This is a genomic window from Saccharospirillum salsuginis (genome assembly GCF_014651855.1).
Taxonomy (GTDB): domain Bacteria; phylum Pseudomonadota; class Gammaproteobacteria; order Pseudomonadales; family Natronospirillaceae; genus Saccharospirillum; species Saccharospirillum salsuginis.
Genome location: NZ_BMXR01000025.1, coordinates 1 through 15,133, shown reverse-complemented (window position 1 = coordinate 15,133; position 15,133 = coordinate 1). Strand labels below are relative to the sequence as shown.

Here is a 15,133-nt window from a genome sequence, read left to right as displayed (position 1 = left end):
CCCCATACTTCGTGGCAGACGCGGGTCAGGGCCGCTGTCAGGGTGGTTTTACCGTGGTCAACGTGACCGATGGTGCCCACATTGACGTGGGGCTTGGAACGCTCGAAAGTCGCCTTAGACATAAACCGGCCTCTCACCTGAATTTATATACACAAAAGGCAGCCACCTCAGTGCCTGCCTTTCGAAGATAAATGGTGCTCACGAAGAGATTTGAACTCTTGACCTCTCCATTACCAATGGAGTGCTCTACCACTGAGCTACGCGAGCCTAACTGCGCTATCACTTCACACGAACAGCTGCATGGAGCGGGCAGCGGGAATCGAACCCGCATCATCAGCTTGGAAGGCTGAGGTTCTACCATTGAACTATGCCCGCACACCCTTCGAAAGAAGGAAGTGGTGGAGGGGGACGGATTCGAACCATCGAAGCATAAAGCGGCAGATTTACAGTCTGCTCCCTTTGACCACTCGGGAACCCCTCCAAACGGGCGACGAGTTTGCACGATGCCTTTTTTGCTGTCAACTCCGATTTTGAATTTTTTCTCAATCAGAACAACAACTTAGGCGGTGCCGACTCGGGCAGAACCCACCTTGCCGTGCAAGGAGGCGCGCATGTTATTGATTCTTTTGAGGAAATGCAAGAGGAGGAGGCGGGATTTGTGGAAACGAAGGTGCGCGACCGACTCAATCGGCGGTCCGCCGCGCGTCGCGGGCGGCCTGGTCGCACGCGATGCCGCGTTGCGGATCAGGGCCGCCACACCATCAGCAACTGAAGCGCTGGTAACTGACGCCTTCGAACTCGTTCAACAACGATTCCAGCGCTCCATCGGAAATCAAACCGGCATCCTCCTTGCCGATGGTCAGTTCCAGCGCCTCGCGAGTGCGATCGACCCGTTCGACGCGGGCGCCGATATCCTGTTCCGTCAGTTCCCGCTTGCGACGCTCGGCGTTATCCAGGGACGAGAACAAGCCCAGGGATATCCCGCCCTCCAGCGGACCCTGACCGATCAGGAAGCTCTCGATGTCGGCCGCCTGCAATTCGCCGAGTCGCTCGCGGGCGATGGACGGGGAATCGAATGGCCCGAGCACGACCCAGTAGTCGGAACGCACGACCACCTGCCGGGTAGCGCGCTCGGCATCGACTTCCAGCGCGCGCAGACGCGATTCGATGACATCCGCCTGGTCCGCCCCTTCCAGGCCGGTAATGCGCACGCATTGCACCGGTGGCTCGGTCGCCGGCTGAGTCGGCGCCTGGCGCTCGAGGCGACGCAGCTCGGCCAGGGTATCGCTGCCCAGACTCAGGTTGTTGAGCTCCGCCTGGTTCGGCGCGGGACCGTCGTCGGTCGGTTGGGAGGACTCCCAATAGAGATATCCGCCCAGGGCGATATTGGCCAGCAGCAGCGTCAGAATGATCCACCTCATGCCAGCGACTCCATGTAGTCTGCGTCCTTCATTAAGCGTCTCATACCTTCGAAAATCAGGGCCGGCCGGAGCTGACCCGGTTCGGCGGTGAATGGTCGGACCCGGTCGGCGTCACCGCCGGTCCAGACAATGTCGGGTGGTGTCGGCCCGAATTGCGCACGGGCCTTGTCCACGGCGCCGGCCAGAGCCAGGACGGCGCCGTTGGCGATGCAGTCGCGGGTAGTGGCGCCGGGTGCCAGGGCACCGTCCTGATCGACCGGTGGTAAGGCGAATGTATCATCAACCAGTGCCCGGCGCATCAGGCGCATCCCGGGCAGGATATACCCGCCCAGGTGCCGGTCGCCGCCGTCGAGCGCATCGATCTTCAGCGCCGTGCCGACATCCACGACCATCACCGGACGCGGATGTCCACACAGCGCCACCAGAGTGAGCCAGCGATCGACACCCAGCCGTTCGGGCTCCGCGTAGGCCAGCTTCAAGCCCTGCCAGTCGGGTCGCACACGTACTTTACGATGCGGCAACGCCCGTTCGACCAGGCATTCGCCGAGCGTCTGGCCAAACTTCGAGACGGTCGCCAGCAGGGTTTGCTCGGGCTCGATCCGCTCGACCAGCTGGACAAAAGCCTCGGTCGAGTCTAGATGACCGTGTTCCTCGCCGTATTGGTATTTGCAGGCGGTATTGCCACAATCGAGCAACAGAGTCCGGCTCACCATCGCACCGACACCTCGCCGCCGTTTACCGCCCGGACGCTGCCGTCCGGATTTTCCACGAGCAATTGCCCTTGTCCATCGATACCCCGTGCCGTCACGGTCTCGACCGCATCGCCCCGGATCAAGCGGATGTCGCGGTCACGGACACAGTCGTATCGGCCCCATTCCGCCAGCAGACGGTCCAGGCCCCCGGGCGCCTGCAGCTCGGACAGAACCGCGTGCAAGTGGTTCAGCACCTCCGTCAACAGCCGGTTCCGATCAACCAGTTGCCCGTGGATATCGGCCAGACAGCCGACGTCCCGGTCCAGACCGGCCGGTCCCTTGTTCACATTCAAGCCGAGCCCGATGACCACCACCGGCTGATCCAGCGGATTGCCCTGCAACTCACACAGGATGCCGCCGAGCTTCTGGTCGCGGTAATAGATATCGTTGGGCCACTTCAGGTCGACGCACACGCCGATGACGGCCTCGATGGCACGCACCACGGCCACGCCGACGATCAGACTGGCGCAGTAGAGGGCATCGCCGGACAGGTTCTCGCGTACGGCGACCGACACCATGATGCTGCTGCCCGGCGGGCTCCGCCAGCTGCGCCCGCGCCGGCCACGGCCCTGGTGCTGATAGTCGGCCGCGCAGATGGACCAGCGGCCCGGGTCCGGTTTCTGGTCCAGCACCCAACGATTGGTGGAGTCGACATCGCTCTGGATGTCGAAGACGGATAACGCCTGTACCAGTTCCGGATTCAGAGCGTCGATGATGGTGGCCCGCTCGAGCAGGCTGATCGGTTCGGCCAGGCGATACCCGCGCCCCTTGACGGTGTAGACGTCGAGACCCAGTTCGCCGAGTTCGGCCACCCAGTTGGAAATGGTCGGCCGGGTCACGCCCAGCGTTTCGGCCAGCTTCTGGCCGGATTGATAACGGTCGTGGCTGAGCAGTGGCAACAGACGGTAGAGACTTTTCATGCCCGGTTTCCAGAGAAATCTGGACGTATTCTGCCTGAATTTGTCTCGCGCTCGTAGGTCGGATTAGCACCGGAGGTGCGTAATCCGACGTTTAGCGAGTGGCCGCCTAGCCGAACCTTTGCTCACGGCCGGAAATGTTGGATTACGATCCTTCGGATCTAATCCAACCTACAGATGCCGCAGGCCAATCGGATGATGACGCGATTGCATCAGGCCTCCGCCGCCATACGGGCCGCCGCCCGATTGCGCTCGTCGATGCGGCGTGAAACGTACCAGCTGCCGAAGGCCACAAGGGAAACCACACCGATAATGATGGTCGCCAGGGCATTGATCTTGGGCGTGACGCCCAGTTTGACCGAGCTGAACACTTCGATCGGCAGGGTGGTGGCGCCGGGACCGGTCACGAAACTGGCGATGACGACATCGTCCAGCGACAGCGTGAAGGACAGCAACCAGGCCGAAAGAATCGACGGCGCGATGATCGGCAGCGTCACCAGGAAGAAGGCTCGCACCGGGGTCGCGCCGAGGTCGAGGGCCGCTTCTTCCAGGCTCTGATCCATTTCCCGCAGTCGCGAGCTGATCACCACGGTCGAATAGGCGACGCAAAACGTGGTGTGCGCGATCCAGACGGTCAACAGACCGCGCTGCGGTGGCCAGCCGATGCTCTGCGCCATGGCGACGAACAGCAACAGCATGGACAGACCGATGATGACATCCGGCATCACCAGCGGCGCGGTGATCATGCCAGAAAACAGGGTACGCCCCCGGAACCGGCGGAAGCGGACTATGACAATCGACGCCAGCATCCCCAGCACGACGGCCGTCGAGGCCGAATAGAACGCCACCTGCAACGAGCGACCGACGGCGTTCATGATCTGCTCGTCACGGAACAACTCACCGTACCACTTGGTCGACCAACCGGCCCAGACCGTCACCAGTCGGGACGAATTGAACGAATAAACGATCAGCACCACCATGGGTGCGTACAAAAAGCCGATGCCCAGCCAGAAACAGAGCCGGCTCAAACTGAAGCGCGAACGATTCAAACCCCGGTCTCCTTGTTCTGATAACGGTGAAACAGCATGATCGGTACGATCAACAGGGCGATCATCAGCACCGCCAGGGCGCTGGCGACCGGCCAGTCCCGATTGTTGAAGAATTCCTGCCACAGCACCTTGCCGATCATGACCGTCTCGGCGCCGCCGAGCAGCTCCGGAATCACGTACTCGCCGACGACGGGAATGAACACCAGCATGGAACCGGCGATGATGCCGTTCTTGGACAGCGGCAATGTGATGCGGAAGAAACTGGTCCACTTGCGCGCGCCGAGGTCGCTGGCCGCCTCGAGCAGGGAGTCATCGTGCTTGACCAGGTTGGCGTAGAGCGGCAGCACCATGAACGGCAGGTAGGAATAGACGATGCCAATGTAGACCGCGAAGTTGGTGTTCAGCATCTGTATCGGTTCGCTGGTCAGGCCGATGCCCATCAAGGCCTGATTGATCAGGCCGTTGTTGCTGAGCAGTCCCATCCAGGCATAGACGCGTATCAGAAACGAGGTCCAACTGGGCAGCAGCACCAGCAACAACCAGGTGGTTTGCAGGTGGCTGGGGGCCTTGGCGATGGCATAGGCCATGGGGTAGCCGATGATCAGCGCGAACACCGTGGAATTGAACGCGATCTTGATCGAGTTCCAGTAGGCCTTGATGTAGAGGTCGTCGCCCAGCAACCAGAAGTAGTTGCTCAGCGTGACGCGGATGTTCAACGTCTCCTCGGCCCATTCGAACATCGCCGAGTACGGCGGTATCGCCAGTGCCGACGTCGCCAGCGAGATCTTGGCGACGATGACGAACGGCAACAGGAAGAACACCGCCAGCCACAGGTAGGGGGCGCCGATCACCCAGCGGCGTCCGCCGGGCAGACGCGACAGATCGAGTTTACGTTTTACCTTGGGCGCTTCACTCATGTCCGCAACACCACACCGCTGTCGTTCATCCAGTGCACATAGACTTCGTCGTCCCAGGTCGGCCGCTCGGCACGCCGCTCGGTATTGGCCAGGAAGCACTGTACCACCTTGCCGTTCGGCAATTTGACATAGTAGACGGTGTGGCCACCGAGGTAGGCGATGTCCCGTACGGTGCCGCTCGACCAGTTGTAGTCGCCGTCGGGTTTTTCGGTCGTCATCCAGGTTTTTTCCGGCCGCAGGGCGAACAGCATCTGCCGGTTGTCGACGCTGGAACTGACGCCGTGACCGATGTAGATATCGCGTTCGAGGTCGGGCGAGCGCAAGGTCATGTGGTCTTCCTCATCGTCGATGATCGTGCCTTCGAAGATGTTCACCGAACCGATGAACTCGGCGACCATGCGACTGGTCGGACTCTCGTAGATGTCGACCGGGGAACCGACCTGTTGGATGAAGCCTTCGTCCATGATGGCGATGCGGTCGGCCATGGTCATGGCCTCTTCCTGGTCGTGTGTAACCATGACGCAGGTGACGCCGACGTTTTCGAGAATGTCGACGACTTCGAGCTGCATTTCGGTACGCAGTTTCTTGTCCAGTGCGCCCATGGGTTCGTCGAGCAGCAGCAGTTTGGGTTGCTTGGCGAGGCTGCGGGCCAGGGCGACGCGTTGACGCTGGCCGCCGGACAGTTGGTGCGGCCGGCGGCGGGCGTATTTTTCCATGTGCACCAGTTTGAGCATGCGCTGGACGCGGTCGAGGATGACGTCGCGGGCGAGTTTGTCCTGTTTGAGGCCGAAGGCGAGGTTTTGCTCGACGGTCATGTGCGGAAACAGGGCGTAGGACTGGAACATCATGTTGATCTGGCGCTGGTAGGGCGGCTGGGCTGTGATGTCTTCGCCGTCGAGAAGGATATGGCCGGACGTCGGCGCTTCGAATCCGGCGATGATGCGCAACAGGGAGGATTTACCGGAGCCCGAGGCACCGAGCAGAGCGAAGATTTCCCCTCGTCGGATATCGAGGTTGACGTCGTCGACCGCCAGGGATTCATCGAAGTATTTGGTGATGCCCTTGATGCGCAGGAGGGTTTCCTGGGATTTCTTCGAGGCTTCACTGGGGTGGCGACGCGCGCCAGCGGTTACTGCCATCTGGGTTACCTTCTGACATCTATCATTCTGTGGTTGTTTGACTGTGGTCGAATTGGGTGCCGGGAACCCGCATCGGCTACCTGGGATGCTCATTCAGGGTCGCTGTTAACCCATCCATGGGCGCTTGACCTCGGCATCCTGCCTCGCACAACCCTGAATGAGCATCCCAGGCATCCGCTGCTAGCCAGTGCGTGTTATGGCTCAAAAAACGTAGGTTGGATTAGCGCGTGAGCGCGTAATCCAACAATCCAAACCAAACCGCAAACCTTTATGTCCCGGACTTAACCTTCGTCCAACTCCGGGTCATCGTCCGCAGGATGCTGTTCGGCAAGACTTCAAAGGTGAACAGCTCGGTGCCCTCAACCGGATAAATACCCGGATTGCTGAGGATTTCCTCGTCGATGTAGGGCTTGGCGGCTTCGACCGGGCTGCCGTACCAGACGTAGTTGGTGATGTCGGCGGCGATCTGCGGGCGCAGGACGTAGTTCATGAAGGCGTGGGCTTCCTCGACGTTCCGGGCGTCGGCCGGGATGACCATCATGTCGGACCACATCGGGGCGCCCTCGCGCGGGATGTAGTAGTCGATGCTGACGCCGTTGTCGGCTTCTTCGGCGCGCCACATGGCCTGGAAGACGTCGCCGGACCAGCCGATGGAGACGCAGACGTTGCCGTTGGCGAGGTCGGAGATGTAGCGCGAGCTGTGGAAGTATTTGATGTAGGGACGGATTTCCATCAGCTTGGCTTCGGCTTTGCTGTAGTCGGCCCGGCTGAGGCTATTGGGGTTGAGGCCGAGGTATTGCAGGACGAGCGGGAAGACTTCGTTGGCGGAGTCGAGGACGGTGATGCCGCATTCGGCCAATTGGGAGGCGTACTCGGGCTCGAACAGCAGTTCCCAGCTGCCGATGGGCGCGTCGTCGCCGAGGATGTCCCGGACTTTGTCGACGTTGTAACCGATGCCGGTGGTGCCCCACTGCCACGGTACACCGTACTGGTTACCCGGGTCGTAGTTTTCGATGCGCTCGAGGAGGTCGTCGTCGAGGTTGTCCCAGTTGGTGAGCTTGGACTTGTCGAGCTTTTGATAGGCACCGGCCTGGATCTGGCGCGCCATGTAGTCGGTGGTCGGTACGACGAGGTCGTAGCCGGATTGACCGGACAGGACCTTGGCTTCGAGCACGTCGTTGGAATCGAAGACGTCGTAGACGACCTCGATGCCGGTGTCGGCTGTGAAGTTTTCCAAGATGTCCGGGGCGATGTAGTCGGACCAGTTGTAGATCCGGACCACACGATCTTCGGCCACGGCCGCGCCGGCAATGGATGCGGCCAGGGCGGTGACGGCCAGTGTCTTGCTCAGTGCTTTCATGCTCATTGAACTCCCCTGCGAAGTCAGTTTTCCATCGCCTCACTCATGGTTCGCGAGACGTCCTGCAAACATTAAGACGAGCCACTCCGAAACGCCACTATTTCAACGCCTCAAGCGTCAAATCGAGTGCGTGTCGGGTTTTGGTAACCAACTCGTCGATTTCTTCCGGCGCGATCACCAGCGGCGGCGACATCAACATGGTGTCGCCGGTGGCGCGCAGGATCAGCCCTTGTTCAAGCGCGAAGTCCCGACACAGGGTTCCGGCGCGGCCATTGCCGGCGTAGCGGCGTCGACTGGCCTTGTCTTCGACCAGTTCGATGGCGCCGAGCATGCCGATGCCGCGTACTTCCCCCACCAGGGGGTGATCGGCCAGTGTGTTCAACTGTGATTGCAAGTAGGGTGCTGTTGTTGTTTTTACGGTTTCAATGATGCGTTCACTGCGAAGAATGCGCAGGTTCTCCAGCGCCACGGCCGCGCACACCGGATGCCCGGAGTAGGTGAAGCCGTGGTTAAAGTCGTCGCCTTCCGCCTTGAACACCTCGGCCACCCGGTCGGCGACCATGACACCACCAATGGGTAAATACCCGGAGGATAACCCCTTGGCGATGGGCATAAAGTCCGGCGTCAGATGGAAGGTATCCGAGCCGAACCATTCCCCGGTCCGTCCGAAGCCGCAAATGACTTCGTCGACGACCAGCAGAAGATCGTATTCGTGGACAATGCGTTGGATTTCGGGCCAGTAGGTGTCCGGGGGAATGATGATCCCGCCGGCGCCCTGAATCGGTTCGGCGATAAAGGCACCGACGTTTTCCGGTCCGAGTTCCAGAATCTTGTCCTCCAGGGCGCGCGCGGCCACCAAACCGAACTCGTCCGGGTCCATGTCGCCGCCTTCGCCGAACCAGTAGGGCTGACGAATGTGCGCGACGCCGGGAATCGGCAGGTCGCCCTGGGCATGCATGGGTTTCATGCCACCGAGACTGGCACCGGCGACGGTGGAACCGTGGTAGCCGTTTTCGCGACCAATGATCGTTTTCCGGGACGGCTTGCCTTTCAGATCCCAGTAACGACGGACCATGCGCAGGACGGTGTCGTTGGCTTCGCTGCCCGACCCGACAAAAAAGGTGTGGTTGATGTGCGACGGCGCCACCTCGGCCAGCGCCTTGGCCAGTTCAACCACCGGCGGCGTGGCCGTTTTGAAAAACAGGTTGTAATACGGCAGCTCGCGCATCTGCCGCGCGGCCGCCTCGACCAGCTCCTCGCGCCCGTAGCCGAGGTTGACGCACCATAGGCCGGCGAAGGCGTCGAGGTAGACCTTGCCGGTGCTGTCCCAGATGTGCACACCCTTGGCACGCGTCATGATGCGCGCGCCCTCGCGGGCAATGGCGCCGCTGTCACCGAACGGATGCAGGTGGTGCTCGGCGTCGTCCTGTTGCCAGCTCTGGGTTTGGGATTGTGTCAGCACATCGGTCATGGCTACCTCGTTTACTGTTTTTTATAGGGCAGAAGAGGCGTAGCCGTTATCTGCCGCCTTGCCGTGGCAATAGTGCAAGTATCGCCTCGTCATGTGGGCTTCGCCCACTTGGCAGATAACGCTGTCGCTCTTCTGCCCTAAAATGCCCTCTCTCTCACACCGTCGTCAGTAAATACTCACGCTCCCACGAGCTGATTACCCGCTTGAAGCCCTCGTACTCGGCCCAGCGCGTGGCGATAAAGCCGTCGACGAAGTTGGGCCCGAGAATCTCCCGGATCGGCTCGCATTCGCTCATCATGTCGAGCGCGGCTTCCAGGTTGAACGGCACATCCGGGTCGGCTTCGTTGCCGGCTCGGCCGGAAACCGGTTTGCGCGGTTTGATGTCCATCGTCATGCCCAGGTAACCGCAGGCCAGGTTGGCGGCCAGCGCCAGGTAGGGGTTGGTATCGGCCCCCGGCAAACGGTTCTCGACCCGGCGCGCTTCCGGCGGCGCATTGGGCACGCGCAGCCCGACGGTGCGATTTTCCTCACCCCATTCGATATTGACCGGGGCATTGCCGTCCGCTCCCGGCAGGTAACGGCGGTAGCTGTTGACGTTGGGCGCGAACATCGGCATCAGGCTCGGGATGTAGGCCTGCAAGCCGCCGATGTAGTTCAGGAACAACTGGGACGAAGATCCGTCCGGATTGGAAAACAGGTTCTTGCCAGTCTTGGCGTCGAGCAGCGACTGGTGGATGTGCATCGAACTGCCCGGCTCGCCGGTGATCGGCTTGGCCATGAAGGTCGCGCCGATCTGATGTTTCAAGGCGGCCTCACGCACCGTACGCTTGAATACGAACACCTGATCGGCCAGTTGCAGCGGCTCGCCGTGACGGAAGTTGAATTCCATCTGGGCGGTGCCTTCCTCGTGAATCAGGGTGTCGATGTCCAGTTCCTGGGCTTCACACCAGTCGTAGACGTCTTCCATGATCGGGTCGAATTCGTTGGCGGCGTCGATGCTGAAACTCTGCCGACCGCTTTCCTTGCGTCCGGAACGGCCGATCGGCGGCTCCAGCGGCAAGTCCGGATCGGTGCAGCGCTGGGTCAGGTAGAACTCGACTTCCGGCGCGATGATCGGCTTCCAGCCCCGGTCTTCGTACAGTTTCAGCACCCGTTTCAGTACCGCCCGGGGCGACAGTTCGATCAGATTGCCGACGCTGTCGTAGCAGTCGTGAATCACCAGAGCTGTCGGCTCGGCCGCCCAGGGCACCAGAAAATGGGCGGTTTCGTCCGGACGCAGAATCATGTCGATGTCGGCCGGGTCGAGGATGTTGTAATACACCTCGTCGTCCGGGTAATCACCGGTCGCCGTCTGCAGCAGCACGCTTTCCGGCAGCCGAATGCCCCGTTCGCTGATGAACTTATTGGTGGGCATGATCTTGCCCCGGGCGATGCCGGTCTGATCCGCCGTGATGCACTCAAGCTCGGTGATGCGGTTGTCTTTCAGCCATTTAATCAGCTTATCCATACAAATCCGTTCGGTTGTCACGCTCTGCACGCATCACCGAACGCCTCAAAGAGTGTGTGTTGATGTGGGTGGTTACTGACCTGCCATTCAGGGTGCCACTGAACGGCCAGTCCAAATGTTAGAGCCTCGATGCGAAACGCCTCGATCAATCCGTCCGGCGCCCGGGCCTCCACCGCCAAGCCTTCGCCCAGCGTCTGTATGCCCTGCACGTGTAACGAATTCACCGACAGTGAAGACCGCTTCAGGAGCCGCTGCAACAAACCGCCTTCTTCCAGGGACACCTCGTGGGCGGGGGCGTACTGCTGGTCCAGGGAAAGGGATTTGTCTTCCCGATGCTCCTGCAGTCCATCGACCCGGTGCAACGCCTGATGCAGGCGTCCACCCAGGGCGACATTGACTTCCTGGAAGCCTCGGCACGCCGCGAACAAGGGCAGGTCCCGGGTCAGGGCGGCATCGATCAATCGCAGGCTGAGCGCATCGCGCGCCCGGTCGAAGGACGGGTCGTCGACGGGCGTTTCATTATAGAGGGAGGGATGGACCATGGAGTAGCCCCCGGTCAGGAAAAGACCGTCGAGGCGATCGAGATAGACGGCGGCATCGAACAGATCGGTCAGCGCGGGCAACAGCACCGGCGTCACACCGGCCGCCTCGGCCAGAGCTCGCAGGTATTTGTCCCCGGCCATGTGGAACGCATGGGGCGGGACCTGTTGAACATCGCACACCACACCCACCCAGGGCCTGGCGTCAGTCGCGCTCATAGATGATGAACCTCATTCTTATTATCGAGCCACCCCGGGCAATCTTGTCGTCGCTCAATCCGGGTTCAGGAACCCGAACGGGGTGTTTATTTTTTACCACGTTATCATAAAAAATAATCAACACAACCCACTTAAGAGCGTCATTCGTAAATTATTTGCCACACTTTTCACCAAAAAATGGCCTTGAAGCCACTATTTGTTAAATATTTTTATCACACCCTCTTGAGCTTGTGCCGTAAATGGGGTTAGCTATTTCATTCCGGCACACTAGGCTGTGGGTGCGTATTATCCACCCCGTATCAACTAAAGGAGGCTTCATGACCAATCCGCTGATCCGCCAGAAAAGCTACGTGAACGGCCAATGGGTGGAAGCCGAAAGCGCCCGTGTGCATCCCATCGTCAATCCCGCCAACGGTGAACAGATCGCCACCGTGCCCGACTTCGGCAAAGCCGACGCCGAACGCGCCGTCGAAGCCGCCCATACGGCCTTTAAAACCTGGCGCACCACCACCGCCAAAGAGCGCGCCCAAATCCTGCGTCGCTGGTACGACCTGATCATGCAACACCAGGACGACCTGGCCGAACTGATGACCCTGGAATGCGGCAAACCGCTCGCCGAATCCAAGGGAGAAGTCGCCTACGGTGCCTCCTTCGTCGAATGGTTCGGCGAGGAAGCCAAACGCACCTACGGCGACGCCATTCCGACGCCCAAAAACGACCGGCGCATCCTCGCCATCAAACAACCGGTCGGCGTCTGCAGTGCGATCACCCCGTGGAACTTCCCGCTGGCCATGATCACCCGCAAGGTCGCCCCGGCCATCGCCGCCGGCTGCACCGCCGTCGTCAAACCGGCCGAAGCCACCCCGCTGACCGCCCTCGCCCTCGCCGACCTCGCCGAACAGGCTGGCTTTCCCAAGGGCGTCTTAAACATCATCACCGCCAGCCACGGCGTCGATGTCGGCGAAGTGCTCAGCACCCACCCGCTCGTCAGCAAAGTCAGCTTCACCGGCTCCACCCCCGTCGGTAAGGCCCTGATCAAACAATCCGCCGACACCGTCAAACGCGTCTCCATGGAACTCGGCGGCAACGCCCCCTTCATCGTCTTCGACGACGCCGACATCGACGCCGCCGTGGAAGGCGCCATGGCCTCCAAATACCGCAACACCGGCCAGACCTGCGTCTGCGTCAACCGCTTCCTCGTCCAGGACAGCGTCTACGACGCCTTCGCCCAGGCCCTCGCCGAAAAAACCAAAGGCCTCACCGTCGGCAACGGCCTCGACGACGGCGTCCAGCAAGGCCCCCTGATCAACGAAGCCGGCCGGCAAAAAGTCGAAACCCTGCTCAAAGACGCCACCGACAAAGGCGCCAAAATCCTCACCGGCGGCCAGCCCCACGCCCTCGGCGGCAACTTCTTCGAGCCCACCGTCCTCACCGACATCACCCCCGACATGCGGCTCAGCCAGGAAGAAATCTTCGGCCCCCTGTCGGCGATTACCCGCTTCAAAGACGAAGACGAAGCCATCCTTCTGGCCAACGACACCCCCTTCGGCCTCGCCGCCTACTTCTACAGCGGCAACCTTGCCCGCATCTGGCGCGTGTCCGAAGCGCTCGACTACGGCATCGTCGGCATCAACGAAGGCATCATCTCCACCGAAGTGGCCCCGTTCGGCGGCATGAAAGAATCCGGCCTCGGCCGGGAAGGCAGCCACTACGGCATCGATGAATACCTGGAAATCAAATATTTGTGCATGGGTGGACTGGATCGGTAAGAGATCTTGAATACCCAAAAATAACCAAATGGATGGAAGGAAGTTGTGGACCAACCCCAACACGAGCGACGGATGCCGGGGATGCTCAGTCGGGGATGTCCGCAGCAGGGATGCTGCGGTCAAGTCTACATGGATGTATTCACGACGACCCCGAATGAGCATCCCCGGTAGCCGTCGCGGACCCTTGCCACCAATCACCAAGCCAGTAACGTGAGAACCAACATGGCACACCCTGAAGTCAGCGCCTTCCTCCAACAGCACCCCCACATCACCACCGTGGAACTGCTCGTCAGCGACCTGAACGGCGTCATCCGCGGCAAACGCATCGAACGCGACCTGCTCGACAAAGTCTACGACCAGGGCTTCTACCTGCCCGGCTCCGTCATGGCCCTGGATGCCACCGGCACCACCGTCGAAGAAACCGGCCTCGGTGCCGAAGAAGGCGACCGCGACCGCCTCTGTCTGCCCATTCCCGGAACCCTCACCATCGTCCCCTGGCAAGGCGAAGACCGCGCCCAGGCCCTGTTCAGCATGTTCGAAACCGACGGCGAAACCCCCTTCGCCATGGACCCGCGCCAGGTCCTTGTCCGGGCCAACGAACGCTTCCGCGCCCTCGGCTACACCCCCGGCATCGCCGTCGAAATGGAGTTCTACCTGATCGACCTCGAACGCGACCCGAACGGCGGGCTGCAACCACCGGTCTCCCCCACCAGCGGCCGGCGCATGAGCTCCAAACAGGTCTACTCCATGGACGACCTCGACGACTACGACTTCTTCATCACCGACGTCATCGAAACCGCCCACGCACAGAACATCCCGGCCGACACCGTCATCACCGAATACGCCCCCGGCCAGTTCGAGGTCAACCTCAACCACTGCGACGACCCGCTCGCCGCCGCCGACCACGCCGTCCTGCTCAAACGTGTCATCGCCCAGGTCGCCCGTAAATGGGAAATGGAAGCCACCTTCATGGCCAAGCCCTACATCGACGAAGCGGGCAGCGGCATGCACATCCACCTGAGTTTGATGGACCAACATGGCACCAACATCTTCGCCAGCGACGACCCGGAACAGAACCCCAACATGCGCTGGGCCATGGGCGGCCTGATCGCCATGGCCGACGGCGTCCAGGCCCTGCTCTGCCCGTCGATCAACAGCTATCGCCGCCTCGCCCCGGACGCCTTCGCCCCGACCTCCAAGACCTGGGGCTACGACAACCGCACCCTGGCACTCCGCATCCCCTCCGGCGGCGTCGAAGCAACCCGGATCGAGCACCGCATCAGCGGCGCAGACACCAACCCGTACCTCGCCGTGGCCGCCGTTTTGGCGGGCGTGACCGAGGGCATCCAGAACAAGATCGAGCCGCCGGACCCGGTGGAAGGCAATGCCTACGAGCAGATTCACCCGACCATCGCGGACAACCCCCGCGATGCGCTGCGAGCCCTGGAAAAAGACGACCGAATCAAGGAATGGTTCGGGGCCGATTTCGTGGAGATGTACAGCATCTGCAAATGGAGCGAAGTCCGGTTGTTCGAGCACCAGATTACGCCCCTGGAGTATGAGCTGCTGCTGCCTTACTTGTGAGTTAGTGCCGGTGGGGAGTTGTGTGCCTGTGGGTTGTTTTGTGCCCCCTACTCCTTTTGGACGGCTGGGTATAGTTGGTAGCCGGGAACCCGCACCGGACACCGGGGGTGTTCCTTCCGGGGACCGCTGTAGACCCATCCATGGGCGCTTAACTTCGGCATCCTGCCTCAGATGTCCCCTCCAGGAACACCCCCGGCATCCGGCGCTAGTTGACCGTGGTTACACAACAATACCTGACCCAGCCGAAAATGGGCCTGAGCACCACCTTCAAGCGTTCAGCCGGTAGGTTGGATCGGTCCGACGCTTCGGTAGCCGAAGGCGTAATCCAACATGATCAGCCCGCACAGGTTTGGGAGCCACAATAATGAACGTTGGATTACGCCTTCGGCTAATCCAACCTTGTATGTTTTACCCAATGAACTTGATAGGGTTCGAGACCAGTCACCGGGGAGACCGTTCCAACCTAGAAGCCACATCAGTGGACTTCGT

General features: G+C 60.9%; 14 protein-coding genes and 3 tRNA genes. 3 read left to right on the top strand and 14 right to left on the bottom strand.

The annotated features are described in order from the left end of the window. The 4 genes from IE111_RS24255 to IE111_RS24240 form a co-directional block, all read right to left on the bottom strand. Positions 1-122, bottom strand: a 122-nt coding sequence (locus IE111_RS24255) for a GTP-binding protein (protein WP_229805510.1), incomplete at its 3' end; no start/stop codon positions are given. A 70-nt stretch (positions 123-192) separates the two neighbouring features. Continuing rightward, a tRNA-Thr gene (locus IE111_RS24250) sits at positions 193-267 on the bottom strand. A 34-nt stretch (positions 268-301) separates the two neighbouring features. Beyond that, positions 302-375: transfer RNA gene (locus tag IE111_RS24245), tRNA-Gly, on the bottom strand. 21 nt (positions 376-396) lie between these two features. After that, positions 397-481, bottom strand: a tRNA-Tyr gene (locus IE111_RS24240). Positions 482-496: 15 nt separating this feature from the next. Between IE111_RS24240 and IE111_RS24235 the strand changes: the two genes are divergently transcribed. Then, positions 497-772 (top strand): hypothetical protein, encoded by a 276-nt coding sequence (locus tag IE111_RS24235; RefSeq protein WP_189613830.1) that lies wholly within the window; start codon positions 497-499, stop codon positions 770-772. Here the strand turns inward: IE111_RS24235 and IE111_RS24230 are convergent. The 10 genes from IE111_RS24230 to IE111_RS24185 form a co-directional block, all read right to left on the bottom strand. Beyond that, a complete protein-coding gene (locus IE111_RS24230) occupies positions 762-1,421 on the bottom strand; it encodes an SPOR domain-containing protein (RefSeq protein ID WP_189613829.1) in 660 nt (219 codons plus the stop codon). The two genes, IE111_RS24235 and IE111_RS24230, sit on opposite strands and share 11 nt — an antisense overlap. Then, positions 1,418-2,134, bottom strand: a complete 717-nt coding sequence (locus IE111_RS24225; RefSeq protein ID WP_189613827.1) for a type III pantothenate kinase — start codon at positions 2,132-2,134, stop codon at positions 1,418-1,420. The genes IE111_RS24230 and IE111_RS24225 overlap by 4 nt, the downstream gene beginning before the upstream one ends. Continuing rightward, positions 2,128-3,093 (bottom strand): biotin--[acetyl-CoA-carboxylase] ligase, encoded by a 966-nt coding sequence (locus tag IE111_RS24220; RefSeq protein WP_189613825.1) that lies wholly within the window; start codon positions 3,091-3,093, stop codon positions 2,128-2,130. Before IE111_RS24220 ends, IE111_RS24225 begins: the two co-directional genes overlap by 7 nt. A 209-nt stretch (positions 3,094-3,302) precedes the next feature. Next, positions 3,303-4,070 carry an ABC transporter permease subunit gene (locus IE111_RS24215; RefSeq protein WP_189613835.1) on the bottom strand — a complete coding sequence of 256 codons (768 nt, stop codon included), beginning with the start codon at positions 4,068-4,070 and terminating at the stop codon, positions 3,303-3,305. 65 nt (positions 4,071-4,135) lie between these two features. Continuing rightward, positions 4,136-5,056: an ABC transporter permease subunit gene (locus tag IE111_RS24210; protein ID WP_189613823.1), complete on the bottom strand. Its 921-nt coding sequence runs from the start codon at positions 5,054-5,056 to the stop codon at positions 4,136-4,138. Then, the gene (gene potA / locus IE111_RS24205) at positions 5,053-6,195 is read right to left on the bottom strand and encodes a polyamine ABC transporter ATP-binding protein (protein WP_189613821.1); all 1,143 of its coding nucleotides are present in this window, start codon (positions 6,193-6,195) and stop codon (positions 5,053-5,055) included. Before potA ends, IE111_RS24210 begins: the two co-directional genes overlap by 4 nt. 268 nt (positions 6,196-6,463) lie before the next feature. Beyond that, positions 6,464-7,561 carry a polyamine ABC transporter substrate-binding protein gene (locus IE111_RS24200; RefSeq protein ID WP_308427573.1) on the bottom strand — a complete coding sequence of 366 codons (1,098 nt, stop codon included), beginning with the start codon at positions 7,559-7,561 and terminating at the stop codon, positions 6,464-6,466. A 91-nt stretch (positions 7,562-7,652) separates the two neighbouring features. Then, a complete protein-coding gene (locus IE111_RS24195) occupies positions 7,653-9,026 on the bottom strand; it encodes an aspartate aminotransferase family protein (RefSeq protein WP_189613819.1) in 1,374 nt (457 codons plus the stop codon). A 154-nt stretch (positions 9,027-9,180) separates the two neighbouring features. Then, positions 9,181-10,533, bottom strand: coding sequence for a glutamine synthetase family protein (locus IE111_RS24190; protein ID WP_189613817.1), 1,353 nt, complete (start codon positions 10,531-10,533; stop codon positions 9,181-9,183). A gap of 17 nt (positions 10,534-10,550) precedes the next feature. Next, positions 10,551-11,291 (bottom strand): gamma-glutamyl-gamma-aminobutyrate hydrolase family protein, encoded by a 741-nt coding sequence (locus tag IE111_RS24185; protein WP_189613815.1) that lies wholly within the window; start codon positions 11,289-11,291, stop codon positions 10,551-10,553. A gap of 317 nt (positions 11,292-11,608) precedes the next feature. On the opposite strand from IE111_RS24185, the gene IE111_RS24180 reads away from it, so the two are divergent. Further along, positions 11,609-13,060 carry an NAD-dependent succinate-semialdehyde dehydrogenase gene (locus IE111_RS24180; protein ID WP_189613813.1) on the top strand — a complete coding sequence of 484 codons (1,452 nt, stop codon included), beginning with the start codon at positions 11,609-11,611 and terminating at the stop codon, positions 13,058-13,060. Positions 13,061-13,282: 222 nt separating this feature from the next. Beyond that, entirely contained in the window at positions 13,283-14,644 is a 1,362-nt protein-coding gene (locus tag IE111_RS24175; protein WP_189613812.1) for a glutamine synthetase family protein, read from the top strand. Positions 14,645-15,133: the final 489 nt, after the last annotated feature.